The 21,269-nt window shown below is 58.2% G+C and carries 14 protein-coding genes; 4 read left to right on the top strand and 10 right to left on the bottom strand.

Features of this window, described 5'->3' with window-relative positions; all coding sequences use genetic code 11:
* The first annotated feature begins 60 nt into the window (after positions 1–60).
* Positions 61–1,338: a stationary phase inducible protein CsiE gene (gene csiE / locus IB144_RS06365; protein ID WP_002914002.1), complete on the top strand. Its 1,278-nt coding sequence runs from the start codon at positions 61–63 to the stop codon at positions 1,336–1,338.
* Here the strand turns inward: csiE and IB144_RS06360 are convergent.
* The 4 genes from IB144_RS06360 to IB144_RS06345 form a co-directional block, all read right to left on the bottom strand.
* The gene (locus tag IB144_RS06360; protein WP_046653559.1) at positions 1,335–2,471 is read right to left on the bottom strand and encodes a 3-phenylpropionate MFS transporter; all 1,137 of its coding nucleotides are present in this window, start codon (positions 2,469–2,471) and stop codon (positions 1,335–1,337) included. The genes csiE and IB144_RS06360 overlap by 4 nt on opposite strands.
* An 82-nt stretch (positions 2,472–2,553) precedes the next feature.
* On the bottom strand, positions 2,554–3,387 hold the full coding sequence (locus IB144_RS06355; protein ID WP_004174827.1) for an aldose 1-epimerase: 834 nt from the start codon (positions 3,385–3,387) through the stop codon (positions 2,554–2,556).
* Positions 3,387–4,823 (bottom strand): sugar porter family MFS transporter, encoded by a 1,437-nt coding sequence (locus tag IB144_RS06350; protein WP_002914018.1) that lies wholly within the window; start codon positions 4,821–4,823, stop codon positions 3,387–3,389. The genes IB144_RS06355 and IB144_RS06350 overlap by 1 nt, the downstream gene beginning before the upstream one ends.
* Before the next feature lie 69 nt (positions 4,824–4,892).
* Positions 4,893–8,168 carry a DUF5107 domain-containing protein gene (locus IB144_RS06345; protein WP_032420357.1) on the bottom strand — a complete coding sequence of 1,092 codons (3,276 nt, stop codon included), beginning with the start codon at positions 8,166–8,168 and terminating at the stop codon, positions 4,893–4,895.
* Between the two features lie 112 nt (positions 8,169–8,280).
* Here IB144_RS06345 and IB144_RS06340 point away from each other — a divergent pair, with 112 nt between their 5' ends.
* Positions 8,281–9,477 carry an ROK family transcriptional regulator gene (locus tag IB144_RS06340; RefSeq protein WP_004149353.1) on the top strand — a complete coding sequence of 399 codons (1,197 nt, stop codon included), beginning with the start codon at positions 8,281–8,283 and terminating at the stop codon, positions 9,475–9,477.
* A gap of 73 nt (positions 9,478–9,550) precedes the next feature.
* Complete coding sequence (locus tag IB144_RS06335; protein ID WP_020801883.1) at positions 9,551–9,973, top strand: DoxX family protein; 423 nt, start codon at positions 9,551–9,553, stop codon at positions 9,971–9,973.
* A 55-nt stretch (positions 9,974–10,028) separates the two neighbouring features.
* Here the strand turns inward: IB144_RS06335 and glyA are convergent, their stop codons facing one another.
* Positions 10,029–11,282, bottom strand: a complete 1,254-nt coding sequence (gene glyA / locus IB144_RS06330; RefSeq protein WP_149358908.1) for a serine hydroxymethyltransferase — start codon at positions 11,280–11,282, stop codon at positions 10,029–10,031.
* A gap of 325 nt (positions 11,283–11,607) precedes the next feature.
* Between glyA and hmpA the strand changes: the two genes are divergently transcribed.
* Entirely contained in the window at positions 11,608–12,798 is a 1,191-nt protein-coding gene (hmpA, locus tag IB144_RS06325) for an NO-inducible flavohemoprotein (protein ID WP_004185137.1), read from the top strand.
* Between the two features lie 74 nt (positions 12,799–12,872).
* On the opposite strand, the gene glnB is transcribed toward hmpA, so the two are convergent.
* From glnB to purL, 5 genes are all read right to left on the bottom strand, one after another.
* A complete protein-coding gene (glnB, locus tag IB144_RS06320; protein WP_002914032.1) occupies positions 12,873–13,211 on the bottom strand; it encodes a nitrogen regulatory protein P-II in 339 nt (112 codons plus the stop codon).
* Between the two features lie 65 nt (positions 13,212–13,276).
* Positions 13,277–14,614 carry a two-component system response regulator GlrR gene (gene glrR / locus IB144_RS06315; RefSeq protein WP_048270936.1) on the bottom strand — a complete coding sequence of 446 codons (1,338 nt, stop codon included), beginning with the start codon at positions 14,612–14,614 and terminating at the stop codon, positions 13,277–13,279.
* Positions 14,601–15,287, bottom strand: a complete 687-nt coding sequence (qseG, locus tag IB144_RS06310) for a two-component system QseEF-associated lipoprotein QseG (protein WP_002914033.1) — start codon at positions 15,285–15,287, stop codon at positions 14,601–14,603. The genes glrR and qseG overlap by 14 nt, the downstream gene beginning before the upstream one ends.
* 29 nt (positions 15,288–15,316) lie before the next feature.
* On the bottom strand, positions 15,317–16,738 hold the full coding sequence (locus IB144_RS06305; protein ID WP_002914044.1) for a HAMP domain-containing sensor histidine kinase: 1,422 nt from the start codon (positions 16,736–16,738) through the stop codon (positions 15,317–15,319).
* 589 nt (positions 16,739–17,327) lie between these two features.
* On the bottom strand, positions 17,328–21,215 hold the full coding sequence (purL, locus tag IB144_RS06300; RefSeq protein WP_042936784.1) for a phosphoribosylformylglycinamidine synthase: 3,888 nt from the start codon (positions 21,213–21,215) through the stop codon (positions 17,328–17,330).
* Positions 21,216–21,269: the final 54 nt, after the last annotated feature.

The raw sequence follows: 21,269 nt of genomic DNA, 5'->3' as shown, positions 1-21,269 counted from the left end.
CCCTGCCCACGCCGCGGTCATTGTCTATCCTTAGCGGAAACCCTAACTGGAACTTACCAGATGATGACCGTCATTGAACCACCATCTGCGCTTTCCAGTCCACAGCGCCGTAGCCAGGTGCTCCTGATGTTTTATCTGCCCGGACAGTCGGTGACGACTGAACGGCTTGGCAGGATCAACCTCGTTGATGAGACCACGGCCCGGCAGGATATTGAGGAGACCGGACGCGAAATTCAGCGTTACCACCGTTTGACCCTCCAGTCACAGGTGGACGGCAGCTATCGGATTGAAGGCGCCGCGCTCGACCAACGTTTATGTCTGCTGCATGCGCTGCGGCGGGGGCTGCGCCTCTGCCCACAGTTCGTTAATCATCATTTTACCCCGGCGCTGAAAACGCAGCTTAAACAGGAAGGCATTGCCCGCACCTTATACGATGATACCAATCTGCAGGCGCTGGTGAACCGCTGCGCGCGGGCGCTCAATCGCCAGTTTGACTGCCGCGACGTGCAGTTTCTGCGCTTGTACCTGCAGTACTGTCTGCTCGAACATCACCGGGGATACTCTCCGGACTTCAATGAGGAACAGCAACGCTGGGCTCAAACCGCCGCCGAGTTCACCCTGGCGCAGGAGATTGTCCGCCACTGGCAGCGTCGGGTCGGCGCTCCGCCCCATGTCGGAGAACCTTTTTTCCTCTCGCTGCTGTTTATGTTGCTCAAAACCCCCGACCCGGTCCGCGACGGTCACCCGCACGATCGCCGCCTGCGGCTGGCTATCTCCGGCCTGATCCACCGCTTCCAGATCCTCGCTGGCAGAGCGTTCAGTGATGAGCAGGGGCTCAGCGATCAACTCTATATTCATTTGTCGCAGGCGTTGATCCGCAGCGTGTTTGCTATCGGCATCGACAGCACGCTCACAGAGGAAGTGACCCGGCTCTACCCTCGCTTACTGCGTACCACCCAGGCGGCATTGAGCGAATTCGAGGAGGCCTGGCACATCCGTTTTAATGAGGAAGAGACCGGTTTAATCGCGGTGATCTTTGGCGCCTGGCTGATGCAGAAAAGCGACCTGCACGAGAAACAGGTGCTGTTGCTAACCGATGACAACCCAGCTATTGAAGAGGCCCTGGAACAACAGCTGCGCGAACTAACGCTGCTGCCGCTGAATATCAAATACCAGAGCGTAGAGCGCTTTCAGAAGGAAGGTGCGCCCAAAGGGGTGACGCTTATCGTCACCCCCTATGCGACGGCGCTGCCGCTGTTTTCGCCGCCGCTGATCCACGCGGAGAACTACTTCACTGAACGCCAGCAGCAGCATATCTGCGCCATGCTCGAGGACTAGGCCGCCACCGCTTTTGGCCGTATAGCCATCGCCGGGAGCGTCAGCAGGGCCATCACCCAGAATACGCCCTGGTGCAGGTGCTGATAGAGGAAACCGGCGAAGACGGTCATGATGGCAATACTGCCGCCCATCGCCACCGCGGAGTAGACGGCCTGCAGACGGATCACTTCGCTCCCCTGACGGGCGGCGATATAGCGCATCGCCGCCAGATGACACACCGTGAAGGTGCCACAGTGAAGGATCTGCGCAAGGATGAGTCCCGGCAGCGCCGTGGTCCAGCCCATCAGTCCCCAGCGAATCAGCCCGCAGAGGGCGGAGAGCAACAGCAGGTCGCGGGCGCTGAAGCGGCGGAACACCTTTTTACTCAACGCGAAGATCACCACTTCCGCCACCACGCCTAACGACCATAGATAACCGACCGCCGAGGCGGAATAGCCGGCCTGCTGCCAGTAGATGGCGCTAAAGCCATAGTAGGCGGCATGCGCTCCCTGCAGCAGACAAACGCAGGCGAGAAAGCGCCAGCTTTGGCGCACCAGCGTCAGCCAGGCCGCCATTCCGGCCCCCTGCTGCTGGCGCGACTCCCCCTGGGGCATCACCGACGGCTTAAGCAGCATGCCGAGCAGCATCGAGGCGCCCCCCAGGCTTAGCATCAGCAGGATCGCCCGGTAATCGAACAGGCTCACCAGCTTGCCGGTCAGCGCTGAACCAATCACAAAGGCAATAGAACCCCATAGCCGCACCCGGCCATAGTCCATGGTGATCTGCTTTTGCCAGGTATTGGCCAGAGCATCCGTCAGCGGCACCAGCGGCGAAAAGAACAGGTTGAAGCCGATGATGATCGCCAGCAGCCATGCTACGTGGCTGCCGGCCCAAAAGGCCAGCGCGAAGAGCAAGGTTAACAGCGCCAGCACGCGCAGCGCGGCGATCAGCCGGGAGGGATCGCTCACCCGCGGGGCAATCAGCAGACTGCCGAGAAAACGGGCCACCAGACCGGCGCCAAGCAAAATGCCGATGGTTTCCGGAGTCAGCCCGTTTCCGGCCAGCCAGACGCTCCAGAAGGGCAGAAAAATACCGTAGCTAAAAAAGTAGGTGAAATAACTGAGCGCCAGCCAGCGCGTGGAGTGCAAGACCATGATTTCCTCCCGAATGGTGGCGATAGTCTGGCGATAAACCCCGGCGGGCGCAAGATGCTCTTGTCTGCCGATAGCTCGTTATTTATGCCCCCTCGATGATGATTTTCAGCGAAAAATTAAGCTTCTCTCCCGCGCCTAAAACTCGCAGCCCCGGCTGCCCGTCCATGTTGTGGGCGTTTACCGGATGGCTTTGCGGCTCGAGGCAAAGGAATGATTCACCTTGCATTCTGAACAGCATCAACCACGGAGTTTGCGATAGAATTGTGATACTCATCACGTCATTGCTTACCCTCGCCCGCCCGCCCCAGCCGGAATAACCCACGTTCAGCCAACGATCTTCACCGAACTGAGCCACGCTGAAATTGGCATAGTCGGGCAAGTTTCCTTGCCAGTTGAGAGGTAAGTGATTCTCCCCTTCCGGCCAGTAACCGCTGACCTGGAACTGAACCTTGCTGCGTTCATCGAAAGGGAAAAAGGGATGAAAGCCGCAGCCGTAAAGCGCAGGGACCTCCCCATAGTGGGTAAGCGTTAGCTCCGCTATCAGCTGGTTACGCAGCAACTGGTAGCGGAGCTGCGCCAGATAATCGAAACCGCAGGCATGCTGCCGACGCAGCTGTAATACACAATACTCGGCGCCGTACTCAATAATATCCCAGCGCTGTAACCAGCCGTCACCGTGAAGAAAGAAATACTCGTCGGCATGGTGGCGAGGCAGGATAATCTCCTGCCCATGAAAAATAAAACGGTTGCCGGCGACGCGATTGGCCAATGGCAGCATCGGAAACATGCCGCCGGCGGGATTTTCATATAGCACCGGCGCTTGATATTGCCGCGAGAATAAACTTTGCACTTTGCCGCCCAGAGAAGAGACGCACATCCGCAGATGCGCGTTCTCCAGAATCCACTCTTCCGCCATTAGCGCATCTGCTCCTGCTTCGCCGCATTAACGCCCGTATGACGCTGCGCCAGCTGCTCTTCCAGCGCTTCGAGGGTGATACCTTTCGTTTCCGGGACGTTGCGCAGGATATAGAGGTAGCCGGCAGCGCAAATGACACCATACAGCAGGAAGCTTCCTGCCGCGCCCAGACCGGCATTAAGCAGCGGGAAAGTATAGGTTAACAGGAAACAGGCGATCCACAGCGCCAGGGTACCTAAAGACATCGCGAGTCCACGTACGCGGTTGGGAAAAATCTCCGCCAGCAGCACCCAGGTCACCGGCGCCAGGGTCAACGCATAAATAGCAATCGCCGCCAGCACCAGCAACAGTACCGGCCACCCCATAATGCCCATGGCGTAAGCGCCGGCGATCAGCACATAGATCAGCGTCAATCCCGAAGCGCCAAGCAGCATTAATTTACGGCGACCGATTTTATCCACCAGCGGCAGCGCCGCAATGGTAAAGACCAGATTAACGACGCCCGTCGCGACGATCGATTTCAGCGTGCTGTTAATATCGAACCCCGCCGAGGCAAAAATCTCCTGCGCGTAGTTAAAGATGACGTTAATCCCACACCACTGCTGGAATATGGCGAGCACCATGCCAATGATCACAATCGGTTTCACCTGGGGAGCCAACAGCGCGCCGTAGGAGACTTTGTTGTTATCCTTTTCCAGGGTATGCGCGATTTCACGCAGGATCCTGTCGGCATAGTCGGCAGAACCAATGCGTTCCAGCGCAGCCCGGGCGCGCTCCGGTTTACCGGCCTTCATGAGCCAGCGCGGCGACTCGGGGACAAAAAACATCAGGACCAGAAACGCCAGCGCCGGCACCAGTTCCGCACCGAACATCCAGCGCCAGCCCATCTGCCCATTCCAGCTGTCCACAATCATCTGCTGCGTCGCCCCCGGCTCCACCGGTTCAGCAATCATCAGATTGATTAACTGAGCGGCCAGCACGCCAATCACGATGGTGAGCTGATTGACCGCGACAAAACGTCCTCTTTTCTCTGCCGGGCTGACTTCGGCAATGTAAAGCGGGCTGAGAGCGGAAGCCAGACCAATCCCTACGCCGCCCACAATGCGGTAAACCACAAACATATCGAAATGACTGGCGACCGCCGTCCCCCAGGCCGACGCGCTGAACAGCACGGCGGAAAGAATTAATGGCAGCTTGCGCCCCAGTTTGTCTGCGCACCATCCCGAAATTAATGCGCCGAAAATACAGCCCAACAGCGCTGAGCTCATCGCCCAGCCGGACTGCGCCGGGTCCGTAATTGAAAACCAGGCTTCATAAAATGGCTTAGCGCCGCCAATCACCACCCAGTCATAGCCAAACAGTAAACCACCGCAGGCGGCGACCAGACAAATCGTCCAGACGTAGCCCATTTTGAGATGTGTCTGCGCGTTGTTCATAATGATTCCTCTATAAGGGAAACGCAGGGAACAGTAGGGTTCAGGCGGGCCGAGCCCGCCCATTGAGGTTCAGGAAAAAATGCCGCTTTGCAGGGCATGGCGAATCAGATGCGCCTTATCATGAGCCGGATTTATTTGCAGAAGCTGCTGCATCCTCTGCTGGCAGGCGGATACGTTGCCCAGCCCCAGATGGCCCAACGCTTCAATAAACAAGCAGTGCTGCTGATGTCTCTGCTGCGCTGATACATCGAGAACCACCAGGTCCGGAAGAGAGACGGCAAAAAAATCGACTTGCGGAACGTCATCCCGATGCTGCGCGGCCCAGTCGATAAAATGGCGGAAGTGCTGCTCGGCCTGCGCTGGGTTACCGCTCTTACGCAGCGCAATGCCCTGCCAGAAAAGATAATCGGCGGGTTGATCGTTGTAGTACCGCCCGGCGTCCAGCGTTGAGCCCCCTTGCCGGGCAAGCTGGTAATATTCCGCCGCCTGCTGCGCATCCCCAGCCTGTTCTGCGCAGTAGCCCAGCAAATACCAGATATCGTTATCCGTTTGCCCAGGCAGTCGCCCCTCCCCCAGATTGTCGGGATAGCGTAATGCGGCTTTCAGACAGTCCGTGGCCTGTTTAAACGCCCCACGCTCGATGAACTGTAATGCCCGATGGAGCTGATTGAGCAAATACTGGCCGGTGATTTTCCCTTCTCCTCCTTCCCAGGGATGGAATACGCGCGTATCCAGAATCGCGGCGGCATCGGCATAATGACCGGACGCGTTCCACAGGCTTAGCAGCTCAGCGGTCAGGTCGTCCCGCTTCAGCACCACGGCTTTACGTTCCACCAGCGTCGTCAGTCGCTCATGTACCGGCCTGGCCAGTAATTTTTGCAAAAAATCGAGTTCAAACAGGAAGCGCGCATTGTCCGGCTCCAGCGCTACGGCGCGCTGCAGATAAGCCAGCGCCTGCGTTGCATCCTGCTGTTTATTCCAGGAGTAAACGCCCAGCAGACGATGAGCGGGCGCATAATCGGGAGATTTTTCGAGCGTCTCGCGCCAGCAGCTCACCGCCTCGTCATAGCGACGTTTGCTGTACCAGAAGCAACCGAGTAGATAGCGGGCAAAAGCGCTGTCGCCCAGCGACTGCAGCATCTGAACTTCATCGAGCGAGTTAGGGAAACGAACATTGTGCGCATGGCAGTGCTCGGCGGCGGCAATAAACTGTTGGCGTTCATTGGCATCATCACTTAGCGACGCACGCCAGAGCATCGGCAGCGCTTCCTGACTGTCCAGAACCGCAAGAACCTCTTTCACCGCCGACGTCTGTCCGATAGAGAGCAACCAACCCGCCAGCAGGCTGGCGTTGACCCCTCTGCGCCCCGTGATGCGCAGCAGGGCTTCTCGCGCGTCGTCGCTCCGCTCAATCATCCAGCGCGCGCAGTGCAGCGGATAGCTCAATGGGTATTGCTCAAGAGAGGCGAAAATAAACTCCAGCGCTGCTTTCTTCTGCCCACTGTTGGCTAATGCCAGCGCTTTCAACCCCATCGCCAGAGGATTGCTGGCGTTGAACCGCAGACTGGTGTTTACTTTTTCCAGCGCATCGGCAACATCACCGCGCTTCATCGCCAGCCGCGCCAGCGACCACCAGGCGGCGTCACGGCAGTTACCGCTCCAGGAGGCTTTGTAATAGTGATCCCAGGCGCCTGCATCATCCCCCATCCTTTCCAGCACGCTGGCAAGCAGCATACTGGCTTCGCCATCTCGCGGGTTCTTATTCAAACGATGCGCGCGCTGTAGCGCAGCACGGGCACACTGTTCCGCCAGCGCCCAGTCGGCACTGTTGAACGCCAGGGTACCGAGGGCAACATTATTGCGATAATCCTGCGGATCGAGCTCAACCGCCCGACGATAGTAATCCCCGGCGTAGCGGCTTGCGTGGTTGTATTGTTCAAGGTGCTGGCCGATAAAATAGAGCTCGTCGCCATTGTGGATCGCTTCCGGTAACGCGGGCGCTATAGCTGGTTCGGGCAGCGGCGTCTGTTGGGTAATATGTTCCTGATAATCCAGCAGCGGCTGGTTCTCGGCGGTTTTCACTTTGAGGGTTAAGCGCCCGACGCCATTTTCCGGCAGCGTCTGCTGCCAGCTCTCACCGGGCTTCAGCGTCAGCTGAGTTTCGTACAATGGCTGATGGTCAGCGCTGAGTTCAACCACGATATGATTTAGCGGAGCAATGGCATATACGCCAAGCTGCAGTTGCCCAGACTCGCGAACCAGCTTCAGTGCCAGCTGTGTATTGGCATTTTGCACCATCCCTAACTCGCTGTAGGGAAGGAAATTTTGCACAAACACCTTCTCTTCATAAGGCGCAAGCCACGTAAAGTCAGGCTGGTTATCGGTGAAGACGCCGGTCATCAGCTCAATATAAGGGCCATTTTCATCAGTCAGATTTCGATCCCAGGCCTGGCCAAAATCCCCGTACCCCCAGCTCCACTGTTTCTTGCCAGGAGAGACATGGTGATCGGCAACATGCAGTAACCCGCCTCGCTCGTCATGATGATAAGCGCCGACAAAATCGTAATCCGACTTCTCCGCCATATACGAAGTGGGTACCGGGACGTTTTTATAACGGGAGATATCAACCCCCGCAGAATAGTCCACTTTGTAGTAGGTACCGGTGGCAATCGGGAAAGCGGAAACATCACGCTTACCATGGTCGAATACAGCGGTGACATCGGGTGGGAATACACTCTGGTGGGCATCGCCGCCTTTTACTGCAGGGTTGGCCCACCACAGGAAATGGCGCGGCGTGGCGTTACCATTGAAGATCTTGCCAGTGATTTCAATCAGCGCGCGGTCAGGATAGAGCGTAAACCCGGCCATAACCTGCAAACCGCGCATGGGCTCCGCTTCCCCCATCCATACGGTCTGCGCGCCGTTTTCTCCCTGCTGAATAGAAAAATCGACCGGCTTAAAGGTCGTCGGCCGGTGATGTTGCGGCCAGTTAAATTCGATTCCGCCGGAGATCCAGGGCCCGAGCAGCCCTACCAGGGCTGGCTTAACCACCTCATTGTAATAGACGAAATCACGTTGTTTGACTTTATCATATGCCCGGTGAATACGGCCGCCAAGCTCCGGTAGCAGCATGACCCGAAGGAAATCATTCTCCATCCACACTGCCTGATAATCGCGCATTTCGCGTTCGCCGGTCAGGGTATCAATCACGCCGTAGGGATAGACGCTGCCGGAAGATCCTTGATAAACACGTTTTTCCAGAAACATAGGGTTCGGATCTTCCGCTCCCGTCGTCCACGTTGGTAATGAAATGATTTCCTGCCAGACCTTAACCGAACCGTACATGATGCCTCCACTAAACAAAACGAAGTAAAAGTTGCAATAACAGGAGTCTATATCGCCAATTCGCTGTTAAAATGCGCAATGCTCACGCAATATAGTTAAGGGAGTTAAGTGTATGCAGCGTACTGGCTTTAATAACGCCCGGGTCCGGCAGGCCAATAAGTCGATTTTTCTTTCCCATCTGTGGCGGGAAAAGCAGCTCAGTAAATCACAGCTCTCTCAACTCACCGGTCTCTCCATTCCGGCGGTGAGCAATATTCTGGCCGAGCTGCTTAGCGAGGGATTGATCGGTCACTCAACGGAACACTTGAGCAAACGGGGCGTGAACAGCGGCAGCTACCAGATCCCCGAGCACGGCGCCTGGACACTGTGCATGAATATCACCCCGACCAGCATTGAATATCAGCTTGCCGACGCCCGCCTGCTGGCAGTGGATGGTCATCAGCATTTGCCGGTCAACGCGCCCACTCCTCAGGCCCTGCTTGAGGCCATCGTTGAATGCTGGCGGCATATCCACCGCCGCTACCCGCAGCACAGCATCAATCTCGCCCTTGGCGTGCATGGACAGGTTGATCCGATTACCGGCGTTTCACAAACCATGCCCCAGGCACGCTGGAAAACACCGATCGAAATAAAGTATCTGCTTGAGGAGCGGCTTGGCGTGCAGGTTCGGGTGGATAACGACTGCGTGATGCTGGCGCTGGCGGAGAAGTGGCAGCATCAGGGTACACAGCAGGATTTTTGCGTGATCAACGTCGACTACGGTATCGGCTCGTCATTTGTGATTAACGATCATATTTATCGCGGCAGTCTGTACGGCAGCGGGCAGATTGGGCATACGATTGTCAATCCTGACGGCAAAGCCTGCGACTGCGGAAGATACGGTTGCCTCGAAACCGTCGCCTCTCTCAGCGCGCTGAAAAAACAGGCCCGAATGTGGCTCAAAACGCAGCCTGAAGCAACGCTCGCCCCCGAGCAGTTAACCACGGCGTCGCTCATTGAGGCCTGGAAAGAGGGAGATGTGCAAATTCGCGCATGGGTTGATAACGCTGCCAACGCGATTGGCTTAAGCCTCTATAATTTCCTGAATATATTAAATATTAATCAAATCTGGCTTTACGGGCGCAGCTGCGCCTTCGGTGAGCAGTGGCTGGAAAGTATCGTCAAACAAACGGGTTTTAACCCCTTTGACCACAGGGATACGCCGCGAGCGCACGCCACCCAAATAGGCTTTGGCCAGCTGACGCGCGCCCAGCAGCTGATGGGGATAGGTTATCTGTACGTTGAGGAGCAATTGCAGACGCTGGTTTAGTCATAAACGAACGTGGCGGAGCGCAAATTTGTGTATTACGTTTAAATCACACGTCTCTCATAACGAGCTGATTATGAACTCACTCCGCTATTTTGATTTTGGCGCTTCCCGCTCTCTGTTGCTGCTTATCGCCCGCATCGCCGTGGTGATTCTGTTTATTCTTTTTGGCTACCCCAAACTGCTGGGCTTTGACGGTACGGTGCAGTACATGGCCGCCTCCGGCGCGCCGATGCCGACCCTGGCGGCGATTATCGCCGTCATTATGGAAGTGCCTGCCGCGATTCTGATTGTGCTCGGCTTTTTCACCCGCCCGCTGGCGGTCATCTTTATTTTCTACACCCTGGGCACGGCGGTGATTGGCCATCACTACTGGGATATGACTGGCGATGCGGTATTGCCGAACATGATTAACTTCTGGAAAAACGTCAGCATCGCCGGCGCTTTCCTGCTGCTGGCGGTAACCGGCCCCGGGGCGATCTCCCTCGACCGCCGCTAATCTCCAGACGCAAAAAAGGCCGCATACGCGGCCTTTTTGATGTCAACGCTAACGCTTACGCATATACCGGGAAGCGGGCGCAGATATCCAGCACTTTACCTTTCACGCGCTCAATGATCGCGTCGTCATTGATATTGTCCAGCACGTCACACATCCAGCCAGCCAGCTCTTTGACTTCCGCTTCTTTAAAGCCGCGGCGAGTCACTGCCGGAGAACCGATACGGATACCGGAGGTTACGAACGGGCTCTTCGGATCGTTCGGCACGCTGTTTTTGTTGACGGTGATGTTGGCGCGGCCCAGAGCGGCGTCAGCTTCTTTACCGGTCAGGTTTTTATCCACCAGATCCAGCAGGAACAGGTGGTTCTCAGTACCGCCAGACACCACTTTGTAGCCGCGGTTCAGGAACACTTCCACCATCGCTTTAGCGTTTTTCGCAACCTGCTGCTGGTAAACTTTAAACTCTGGCTCCATCGCTTCTTTCAGCGCCACCGCTTTCGCCGCGATAACGTGCATCAGCGGGCCGCCCTGCGCGCTTGGGAACACGGCAGAGTTCAGTTTTTTGTACAGCTCTTCGCTACCGCCTTTCGCCAGAATCAGGCCGCCGCGCGGACCCGCCAGGGTTTTGTGGGTGGTGGTGGTCACAACGTGAGCATGCGGAACCGGGTTCGGGTACACGCCAGCGGCAATCAGGCCTGCCACGTGCGCCATATCGACGAACAGGTAAGCGCCGATGCTGTCAGCGATTTCACGCATTTTCGCCCAGTCAACGATACCGGAGTAAGCGGAGAAACCACCGATGATCATCTTCGGTTTGTGTTCCTGAGCCTGCTTCGCCATGTCGTCATAGTCAATTTTACCGGACTCATCAATACCGTAAGGGATGATGTTGTACAGTTTGCCGGAGAAGTTAACCGGGGAGCCGTGAGTCAGGTGGCCGCCCTGCGCCAGGTTCATACCGAGCACGGTGTCGCCCGGCTGCAGCAGCGCGGTGTAGACGGCAAAGTTAGCCTGGGAGCCGGAGTGCGGCTGGACGTTAGCATAGTCAGCGCCGAACAGTTCTTTCGCGCGGTCGATTGCCAGCTGTTCAACCACGTCGACGTATTCACAGCCGCCGTAGTAACGCTTGCCCGGATACCCTTCAGCATATTTGTTGGTCAGCTGAGAGCCCTGCGCCTGCATAACGCGCGGACTGGTGTAGTTTTCGGAGGCGATCAGTTCGATGTGCTCTTCCTGACGTACTTTTTCCTGCTCCATAGCCTGCCACAGTTCGGCATCATAATCGGCAATGTTCATTTCACGCTTTAACATCCGCATCTCCTGACTCAGCTAACAATAAAATTTCGGCCTAAAAAGGCGGTCCGATTGGACAACGGCCCACAGTATAACCGAATCATTCTGTGATAACAGGTCTTGACAAAGGATTTTACGCAAACGATTGGCTCCGCATGACACAAGGCTTTGAGCAATAACGCCTCTCTCAGTATCAACGGATTTCTTTTCAGGTTTGTGATGCAAATTCTTCATGTTGTAACTGGATCGGGGGAATGTGTTAAAGAACCATTTACAACGCAGGGTTATTTCTTTAAGATGCATTTAAAATGCATCATTAAGATAACACATAAGGAAGCACGCTATGCTTGACGCTCAAACCATCGCCACGGTAAAAGCCACCATTCCCCTGCTGGTAGAGACCGGCCCGAAATTAACCGCCCATTTCTACGATCGTATGTTCGCGCATAATCCGGAGCTCAAAGAGATCTTCAACATGAGCAACCAGCGCAACGGCGATCAGCGTGAAGCGTTATTCAACGCTATTGCCGCCTACGCCAGCAATATCGATAACCTGCCTGCCCTGCTGCCGGCGGTGGAAAAGATCGCCCAGAAACACACCAGCTTCCAGATCAAACCGGAGCAGTACAATATTGTTGGCAGCCATCTGCTGGCGACCCTCGATGAAATGTTCAGTCCGGGCCAGGAAGTGCTCGATGCCTGGGGTAAAGCCTACGGCGTGCTGGCGAACGTCTTTATCGGCCGTGAAGCCGAGATCTATCAGCAAAACGCCAGTAAAACCGGCGGCTGGGAAGGGACCCGCGCGTTCCGCATCGTGAAGAAAACCCCGCGCAGCCAGCTTATCACCAGCTTTGAGCTCGAACCGGTTGATGGCCAGCCGGTCGCCGATTACCAGCCTGGCCAGTACCTGGCCATCTGGCTGAAACCGGAAGGCTTCGAATATCAGGAAATCCGCCAGTATTCCCTGACCCGCAAAGCGGACGGCAAAGGCTACCGCATTGCGGTTAAACGCGAGGAAGGCGGTCAGGTTTCCAGCTGGCTGCATAACCATGCCAGCGAAGGCGATGTGGTCTATCTGGCCGCCCCGGCGGGAGATTTCTTCCTTAACGTTAAGCCACAGACGCCGGTCACTCTGCTCTCTGGCGGCGTCGGGCAAACGCCGATGCTGGCGATGCTGGATGCGCTGGCGAAGAGCGGTCATCAGGGTCAGGTGAACTGGTTCCATGCGGCGGAAAATGGCGACGTTCACGCCTTTGCCGATGAAGTGAAGGCGCTCGGCGCGGCGCTGCCGGCGTTTACCTCTCACGTCTGGTATCGCACCCCGACTGAGGCCGACCGTCAGGCTGGACGTTTTGATAGCGAAGGTTTGATGGATTTAGCAGCAGTGGCGGACAATATTCGCGACCCGCAGATGCAGTATTATCTCTGCGGCCCGGTAGCGTTTATGCAGTTTGCAGCGAAGCAGCTGGTCGAATTAGGGGTCAACAAAGACAACATTCATTACGAATGCTTCGGCCCGCATAAGGTGCTGTAAGCCCCGACGATGCGGGGATCTGTAGGCCGGGTAAGCGCAGCGCCACCCGGCAATACTGCAGCGAGCGGCGAGCGTTAAATCGCCGCGTCGTCTTCTTCGCCGGTACGAATACGAATGACCCGCGCCACGTCGAAGACAAAGATTTTACCGTCGCCGATTTTACCGGTCTGTGCGGTACGGATGATGGTATCCACACAGGTATCGACGATATCGTCGGTCACCACAATTTCAATTTTTACTTTCGGCAGAAAATCGACCATATACTCGGCACCACGGTACAGTTCGGTGTGCCCTTTCTGGCGGCCAAAGCCTTTCACTTCCGTTACCGTCATCCCGGTGATGCCGACTTCGGCCAGCGCTTCACGCACGTCATCCAGTTTGAAAGGTTTAATAATCGCATCAATCTTTTTCATGGGGTTCCTGTCTTAATCGCGTAACCGGTTGCTTACCGTATCATAACTTGCGCTATAGTGCGGAGCTACTCTTTAAAGTCGTTGGCGTCGAGCTCATGGCGCGACAGCAGCTTATAGAATTCGGTGCGGTTGCGCCCTGCCATCCGCGCGGCGTGAGTGACGTTGCCCTTGGTAATTTGCAGCAGCTTGCGCAGGTAGTTCAGCTCAAACTGATTGCGCGCCTCAACGAAGGTCGGCAGCGCCGTGTTCTCGCCCTCCAGCGCTTGCTCAACCAGTGCGTCGCCGATCACTGGCGACGAAGTCAGGGCCACGCACTGTTCGATCACGTTCACCAGCTGGCGTACGTTGCCCGGCCACTTGGCGGCCATCAGCCGCTTCATCGCATCGCTGGAAAACGCCCGCACGAACGGCTTATGGCGATCGGCAGACTGACGCAGCAGATGGTTGGCCAACAGCGGAATATCTTCCGTACGTTCGGAGAGCGGCGGTATTTTCAGGTTCACTACGTTGAGGCGGTAGAACAGGTCTTCACGAAACTCGCCGCGGGCCATCGCCTTCGGCAGGTCGCGGTGGGTGGCGGAGATAATCCGCACGTTGATTTCGATATCGCGGTTGCTGCCCAGCGGGCGCACCTTGCGCTCCTGCAGGACGCGCAGCAGCTTCACCTGCAACGCAACCGGCATATCGCCGATCTCGTCGAGAAACAGCGTACCACACTCAGCGGCCTGGAATAATCCTTCACGGTTACTGACCGCGCCGGTAAAAGCGCCCCGCGCATGGCCAAACAGTTCGGATTCGAGCAGCTGTTCCGGCAGCGCGCCGCAGTTGATCGCCACGAACGGCTTATCATGACGCGGGCTGGCGTTGTGGATCGCCTGGGCGACGATCTCCTTCCCGGTCCCGCTCTGGCCATTAATCAGTACGCTGACATCCGATTGCGCCACCATCCCGGCCTGCTCAAGCAGGCGCAGCATCAGCGGGCTGCGGGTTACAATCGCCTGGCGCCAGGCTTCGTCGGTGGCCGGCGAGCGCTGCTCCAGCGCCTCATCAATGGCTTTATACAAGGCATCTTTATCGACCGGCTTGGTCAGGAAGCTGAACACCCCCTGCTGGGTAGCCGCCACGGCGTCGGGAATCGAACCGTGAGCGGTGAGAATGATCACCGGCATGCCGGGGTGGCCCTTCTGGATCTCGCTAAACAGCTGCAGGCCGTCCATTTCATCCATCCGCAGATCGCTAATCACCAGATCCACTTTCTCACGCCCCAGCACGCGCAGCGCTTCCGGCCCGCTCTCGGCGGTGACCACGCTGTAGCCTTCGCTGACCAGGCGCATGCCCAGTAGCTTCAACAGTCCCGGATCGTCATCCACCAGCAGTAAACGCGCCGGTTTACGGATCGTCATGGATCACCTCCGGCACTTTTTCGCTGCCGAAATTGCCGCCCGGCTTGCGGCTGGAGAGCTGGCGTTCGATATCCGTCAGGTTCTCCAGCTTGCGGGTGGTCAGCTCCAGCTGCTCGCGCAGCGCCAGCTCCTGCTGACGCAGTGTCTCCAGTTCGCTGTCGCTGGACTGCTGAAGCTTCGCGTAACGGGCACGCTCTTCCACCAGCTGCAGCTGACGGGTCTGGCCGTCGCGCCAGAGCTGATACAGCGGGCGGACCTGAACGGCGATTTGCGGGCTGAAGGTATCGAGCCGCGCCACCAGGTCGCGGCGCTCCTCAGGGGTAATTTTAGCATCAGCAAGCAGGATGCCGCGACGGAACGCGTCCTGCCAGCTGTCGTCGGTATGGCGTTTCGCCTCCGCCCGCGCCTGCGCCGGCGCGAGGCGATCGGCACAGTCAATGCCCCGCAGCCAGTAGAGGGGATTTTTGTCGCTGGCATCGCTGCTGTGCGCCCAGATATCCGCGCAGTCTACCGCGACAAAATCGGCCACCTGATGCTGCGCCTGCCCGGGGGCGGCGGTACCTTCCGCGGTATGCGGTGAAAAGCCGGCGGAACACCCCGCCAGCGTCAGACAAGCAATGCCTGAAAGCAGCCATCCGCTGAGGGAACGGCGCCAGGCCAGGAATTGGGACATAGTTCCCCGATATCGATTCATAAGTTGGATTATTCCGGCGCTGAGGGAAGCGTAATGCGAAAACAGACCTGCCCGGCGGGCGCATCAACTAAGCTGAGCTCCCCTTGCATCTGCCGGACGCAGTCGCGGGCGATACTCAACCCCAGTCCACTGCCCTTAACGGCCCCTTTACGCTGGTGACTCCCCTGGTAAAAAGGCTCGAATATCATGTTTTTTTCCGCGGCCGGGATCGGTTCGCCGCTGTTGGCGACATCAATACGCACCTGCTCTCCGTGCCGGTAGCTATGGATACGGATGTTACCGGATTCAGCGCCATAGTGCACCGCATTGGAGTAGAGATTATCCATTACGCTTATCAATAGCGCAGGCTCTGCCAGGCAACGCCGCGCCTGCAGCGTCAGTTCGGTATGCATCAGTTTAGCCCGCGCGGGCAGGCTGTGCGCCGCCACGACGTTTTCCACCAGGTCCACCAGGTCCACCGCTTCGCGAGCCACCGGGCCGTCGGCCTGTTTTCGGTTATAGTCCAGCAGCTGTTCAATCAGCTTTTGCAGGTTACGGCTACTGCTGTCGAGGATCTCGACGATCTCCTGCTGCTCAGGGGTCAGGGGCCCCGCGACGCGGTCGGCCAACAGCTCGGTACCTTCACGCATACTGGCCAACGGGGTTTTCAGCTCATGCGACAGATGGCGAAGAAATTGATGCCGCTGCGACTCCAGCCACGCCAGGCGCTCGCTGAGCCAGATGATGCGCTTGCCCACCGATCGCAGCTCGCGCGGGCCGGTAAACAATGCGGCGTCGTCCAGCGACTTCCCTGCCCCCAGCTGATTGATCATTCTTTCGATGCCTTTCACCGGGCCGATAATCATGCGGGTGAAGAGTAGCACCAGCGCCAGGCTCAGCAGAAACAGCACCAGCGCCTGCCAGCCGAAAAACTGGCCGCGTTCGGCTATCTCCTGCTGCAGCTGTTGGCCACGAGAATAGACGACCGCCCGGGTCGCCTGCACCATATCGCTGTTATTACTGGCGAAAACTTCCAGTCTGGCGGCTGCCTGGGCATCGGGGCCGCTATTTTTACACTGCAGCTGCGCCAGATCGCTGACATCCTGACGCAGCGCCTGCCAGAGCTTCTCGTCCGGCAGCACGCCGGCGTGGGCGTCCAGCATCTGGCTGTAGCGCTGCCGCTGGTTTTGATAGACGCGCGCCAGCGTCGGATCGTCCAGCACGCAGTACTGGCGATAGCTGCGCTCCATCTCCAGTGCGGCATTGATCATCGCCTCGCTGCGTCGGGCGTCGACCAGGGTGGTACGGTTAATATGCGCCGCCTGGGCGCTAAGGGCGTTCAGGCTCTGCCAGGCCTGCCAGGCCAGCACCAGCAATGGCAGCAGGATCAGCACAAAAGAGAGCGTCACCAGCTGACGCAGCGAACGGGGGAAAAGAGAGAGTCGCTTCAAGGATGTTGTCTCAATCATTAGCTCTGGTCGATGCTAACTGAGGAGCGCGCCGGAGAAAAGCGCTACCGCTGGTTACTGCGCCGCAGAAACAACAAAGCCAGGCGCAAGGCCTGGCTTTGTTCAGGAATGAGGCGGTGCCTTACTCGACGTTTCGCCCGATGTCTGATAAAGCCAGGCTGTTATCAGGAGTTGGACGGCAGGCACCTGTTTGTGCGTCATTCGAAGTTTATGTAGCGCGTCCCGAAGGGGCTGACATAAGAAGGTGAATGAGCCACTGGTTAATATTATGCATGAACTATGCCAGCTCTCAAAACATTTTATTAACATACTGATATATATGACTTTAACCGCAGAAACAGTCGAACCACCACTGTTTATTTTTCACCCGCATTGTCGCTATTTAGCGACACCAAATAGGCTACCGATTACTCATCATTTAAATCAATGACTTAAGTGTCGCCTATTGACGACACTGCAATATCGCAGTTGTCGGCAATTCCCGACACCCTGGCGTGCCGACCATCACAGATAAAAAAAGCCCCCTGTCAGGCAGGGGGCTGATACGTTCGCGTGAAGCGCGGCGGGAAGATTAACCCAGCTGTTTACGCGCGTTACGGAAGATACGCATCCACGGGCTATCCTCGCCCCAGTTCTCCGGGTGCCAGGAGTTGCTTACGGTGCGGAAGACGCGTTCCGGGTGAGGCATCATGATGGTCGCGCGCCCGCTTTCGCTGGTCACCGCGGTGATACCGTTCGGGGAACCGTTCGGGTTCGCCGGATAGGTTTCGGTCACTTTGCCGAAGTTATCCACGAAGCGCAGCGCCACCAGACCTTTGCTCTCAAGCTGAGCCAGATGCGCGCTGTCGCGCACTTCCACCTGACCTTCGCCGTGGGAGACCGCAATCGGCATCCGTGAGCCAACCATGCCTTCCAGCAGCAGGGATGGGCTTTGCGTCACTTCCACCAGGCTAAAGCGCGCTTCAAAGCGGTCAGACTGGTTGCGCACAAAGCGCGGCCACAGGTCGCTGCCCGGGATCAGCTCGCGCAGGTTGGACATCATCTGACAGCCGTTGCACACGCCGAGCGCCAGCGTCTGCGGACGATGGAAGAAGGTCGCGAACTCATCGCGCACGCGCTCGTTGAACAGAATCGACTTCGCCCAGCCCTCGCCCGCGCCCAGCACGTCGCCGTAGGAGAAGCCGCCGCAGGCTACCAGGGCATGGAAATCGCCCAGACCGGTCCGGCCGGCCAGCAGGTCGCTCATATGCACGTCGATGGCGTCAAAGCCGGCGCGATGGAAGGCGGCCGCCATTTCAACGTGGGAGTTCACCCCCTGCTCGCGCAGGACGGCCACTTTCGGCCGCGCGCCGGTGGCAATGTACGGGGCGGCGACGTCGTCGTTAATATCAAACGAGAGCTTCACATTGAGGCCCGGGTCGGCATCATTGGCTTTCGCCTCATGCTCCTGATCGGCGCAGGCCGGGTTGTCGCGCAGACGCTGCATCTGCCAGGTGGTTTCCGCCCACCACATGCGCAGCGTGGTGCGGCTTTCGCTGAACACCGTCTGACCGCCGGCGGTCAGCACGAAGCGATCGCCCTCAACCGCTTTACCGAGGTAATGCACGCAGTCCGCCAGGCCGTTAACCGCCAGAATGGCTTCCACCGCCTCACGGTCTGCGGCGCGGACCTGAATCACCGCCCCCAGCTCTTCGTTGAACAGCGCGGCCAGATGGTCGTCGCCCAGCGCGGCGATATCCGCTTCCACGCCGCAGTGGCCGGTAAAGGCCATTTCCGCCAGCGTGACAAGCAGACCGCCGTCGGAGCGGTCGTGGTAGGCCAGCAGTTTACGCTGCGCCACCAGGGCCTGCATCGCATTCCAGAAGCCTTTCAGTTGCGCGACATCGCGCACGTCAGCCGGCTTGTCGCCGAGCTGGCGATAGACCTGCGCCAGCGCCGTCGCGCCCAGCGCGTTGTGCCCTTTACCGAGGTCGATCAGCAGCAGGGCGTTATCTTCCGTCGAAAGCTGCGGCGTGACGGTATGACGGACATCTTCGACACGGGCGAAGGCAGAGATGACCAGCGACAGCGGAGAGGTCATCTCGCGCTGCTCGCTGCCTTCCTGCCAGCGGGTTTTCATCGACATCGAGTCTTTACCGACCGGAATGGTCAGGCCCAGCGCCGGGCACAGCTCTTCGCCTACCGCTTTCACCGCCTCATACAGGCCAGCGTCTTCGCCCGGGTGACCTGCGGCGGCCATCCAGTTAGCCGACAGTTTCACGCGATTCAGCTCGCCAATCTGCGTGGCGGCGATGTTGGTCAGCGCTTCGCCGACCGCCAGACGGCCAGAGGCCGCGAAGTCCAGCAGGGCGACCGGGGCGCGCTCGCCCATCGCCATCGCTTCGCCATAGTAGCTGTCGAGGCTGGCGGTGGTCACCGCACAGTTGGCCACCGGGATCTGCCACGGGCCAACCATCTGGTCGCGGGCGACCATACCGGTCACGGTGCGGTCGCCGATGGTGACGAGGAAGGTTTTCTCGGCCACCGTCGGCAGATGCAGAACGCGGTTAACCGCATCGGCAAGGGTAATCGGTTGGCGATCCAGCGCGCTACCCTGAGCTTTCAGAGTCTGCACGTCGCGGGTCATTTTCGGCGTTTTGCCGAGCAGGACGTCCAGCGGCAAGTCGATCGGCTGATCGTTAAAGTGGCTGTCGCTCAGGCTCAGATGCTGCTCAGCGGTAGCTTCGCCGATAACGGCATAAGGCGCGCGCTCGCGGCGGCACAGTTCGTCGAACAGCGGCAGCTGCTCCGGGGCGACCGCCAGAACATAACGTTCCTGCGATTCGTTACACCAGATCTCCAGCGGACTCATCCCTGGCTCATCACTGAGAATATCGCGCAGCTGGAATTTACCGCCGCGGCCGCCGTCGCTCACCAGCTCCGGCATGGCGTTGGAGAGACCGCCGGCGCCAACGTCGTGGATAAAGAGGATCGGGTTGGCGTCGCCCAACTGCCAGCAGCGGTCGATCACTTCCTGACAGCGGCGCTCCATTTCCGGGTTGTCACGCTGTACGGAGGCGAAATCGAGATCGGCATCGGACTGGCCGGAGGCCATAGAAGACGCCGCGCCGCCGCCGAGGCCGATGTTCATCGCCGGGCCGCCCAGCACGATCAGCTTCGCGCCGACGGTAATCTCGCCCTTCTGCACGTGCTCACCGCGGATGTTGCCGATACCGCCGGCCAGCATGATCGGTTTGTGGTAGCCACGCAGCTCTTCGCCATTGTGGCTGGTGACTTTCTCTTCATAGGTGCGGAAGTAGCCGTTCAGCGCCGGACGACCAAATTCGTTGTTAAACGCCGCGCCGCCCAGCGGGCCTTCGGTCATGATGTCCAGGGCGGTGACAATGCGATCCGGTTTACCGAAATCTTCTTCCCACGGCTGTTCGAAGCCCGGGATACGCAGGTTGGAAACCGAGAAGCCCACCAGGCCCGCTTTCGGCTTCGCGCCGCGGCCGGTGGCGCCTTCATCGCGGATTTCGCCGCCGGAGCCGGTTGCCGCGCCCGGCCATGGAGAGATGGCCGTCGGGTGGTTATGGGTTTCCACCTTCATCAGAATGTGCGCCGGCTCCTGATGGAAGTCGTAGCGCCCGGTCTGATGGTCGGCGAAATAGCGCCCGACTTCAGACCCTTCCATCACCGCGGCATTATCTTTATAGGCCGACAGCACGTAGTCCGGCGTTTTTTCAAAGGTGTTTTTGATCATTTTGAACAGCGACTTCGGCTGCTGTTCGCCGTCGATGATCCAGTCGGCGTTGAAAATCTTGTGGCGACAGTGCTCTGAGTTCGCCTGGGCGAACATATACAGCTCGATATCGTTCGGGTTGCGTCCCAGGCGGGTAAACGCGTCCTGCAGGTAGTCAATTTCGTCGTCGGCCAGCGCCAGACCCAGACGGAGGTTGGCGTCAATCAGCGCCTGACGCCCTTCGCCCAGCAGGTCAACGCTGGTCACCGGCGTCGGCTGATGGTGAGCGAACAGCTTTTCGCCCGCTTCCAGCGCGTCGAAGACGCTCTCCATCATGCGGTCGTGCAGCTCCGCCGCCACCGCGGTCCACTGCGCTTCGGTCAGGGTCGAGGCTTCAACATAATACGCCACGCCGCGCTCCAGACGCACAACCTGAGCCAGGCCGCAGTTATGGGCGATATCGGTAGCTTTAGAAGACCAGGGAGAGATGGTGCCAGGGCGAGGGGTCACGAGCAGTAATTTACCGGTCGGGGTATGGCTGCTTAAGCTCGGGCCATACTGAAGCAGTCGCGCCAGGCGCTCGCGATCGTCAGCGCTCAGCGGGGCATTCAGATCGGCAAAATGAATATATTCGGCATATATGGCGCTTACCGGAAGGTTGGCCGCCTGAAATCGTGCCAGCAGTTTATTAATACGGAATGCCGACAGTGCAGGTGAACCACGCAAAATTTCCATCATAAGTCTCTCGTCTTCGAAGCTTTCAGGGTGAGCCAGGGGGGGAAACGGGCGTCA

The sequence above is a fragment of the Klebsiella sp. K4 genome, from assembly GCF_014596785.2.
Lineage (GTDB): Bacteria > Pseudomonadota > Gammaproteobacteria > Enterobacterales > Enterobacteriaceae > Klebsiella > Klebsiella pneumoniae.
The sequence above is the reverse complement of the archived record's forward strand: the minus strand, read 5'-3'. Positions and strand labels throughout refer to the sequence as shown.

What these genes read in the sequence shown, in the direction of transcription:
- csiE (WP_002914002.1), top strand. Translation starts at nt 61, where the DNA reads ATGATGACCGTCATTGAACCACCATCTGCGCTTTCCAGTCCACAGCGC.
- IB144_RS06360 (WP_046653559.1), bottom strand. Translation starts at nt 2,471, where the DNA reads ATGGTCTTGCACTCCACGCGCTGGCTGGCGCTCAGTTATTTCACCTAC.
- IB144_RS06355 (WP_004174827.1), bottom strand. Translation starts at nt 3,387, where the DNA reads ATGGCGGAAGAGTGGATTCTGGAGAACGCGCATCTGCGGATGTGCGTC.
- IB144_RS06350 (WP_002914018.1), bottom strand. Translation starts at nt 4,823, where the DNA reads ATGAACAACGCGCAGACACATCTCAAAATGGGCTACGTCTGGACGATT.
- IB144_RS06345 (WP_032420357.1), bottom strand. Translation starts at nt 8,168, where the DNA reads ATGTACGGTTCGGTTAAGGTCTGGCAGGAAATCATTTCATTACCAACG.
- IB144_RS06340 (WP_004149353.1), top strand. Translation starts at nt 8,281, where the DNA reads ATGCAGCGTACTGGCTTTAATAACGCCCGGGTCCGGCAGGCCAATAAG.
- IB144_RS06335 (WP_020801883.1), top strand. Translation starts at nt 9,551, where the DNA reads ATGAACTCACTCCGCTATTTTGATTTTGGCGCTTCCCGCTCTCTGTTG.
- glyA (WP_149358908.1), bottom strand. Translation starts at nt 11,282, where the DNA reads ATGTTAAAGCGTGAAATGAACATTGCCGATTATGATGCCGAACTGTGG.
- hmpA (WP_004185137.1), top strand. Translation starts at nt 11,608, where the DNA reads ATGCTTGACGCTCAAACCATCGCCACGGTAAAAGCCACCATTCCCCTG.
- glnB (WP_002914032.1), bottom strand. Translation starts at nt 13,211, where the DNA reads ATGAAAAAGATTGATGCGATTATTAAACCTTTCAAACTGGATGACGTG.
- glrR (WP_048270936.1), bottom strand. Translation starts at nt 14,614, where the DNA reads ATGACGATCCGTAAACCGGCGCGTTTACTGCTGGTGGATGACGATCCG.
- qseG (WP_002914033.1), bottom strand. Translation starts at nt 15,287, where the DNA reads ATGTCCCAATTCCTGGCCTGGCGCCGTTCCCTCAGCGGATGGCTGCTT.
- purL (WP_042936784.1), bottom strand. Translation starts at nt 21,215, where the DNA reads ATGATGGAAATTTTGCGTGGTTCACCTGCACTGTCGGCATTCCGTATT.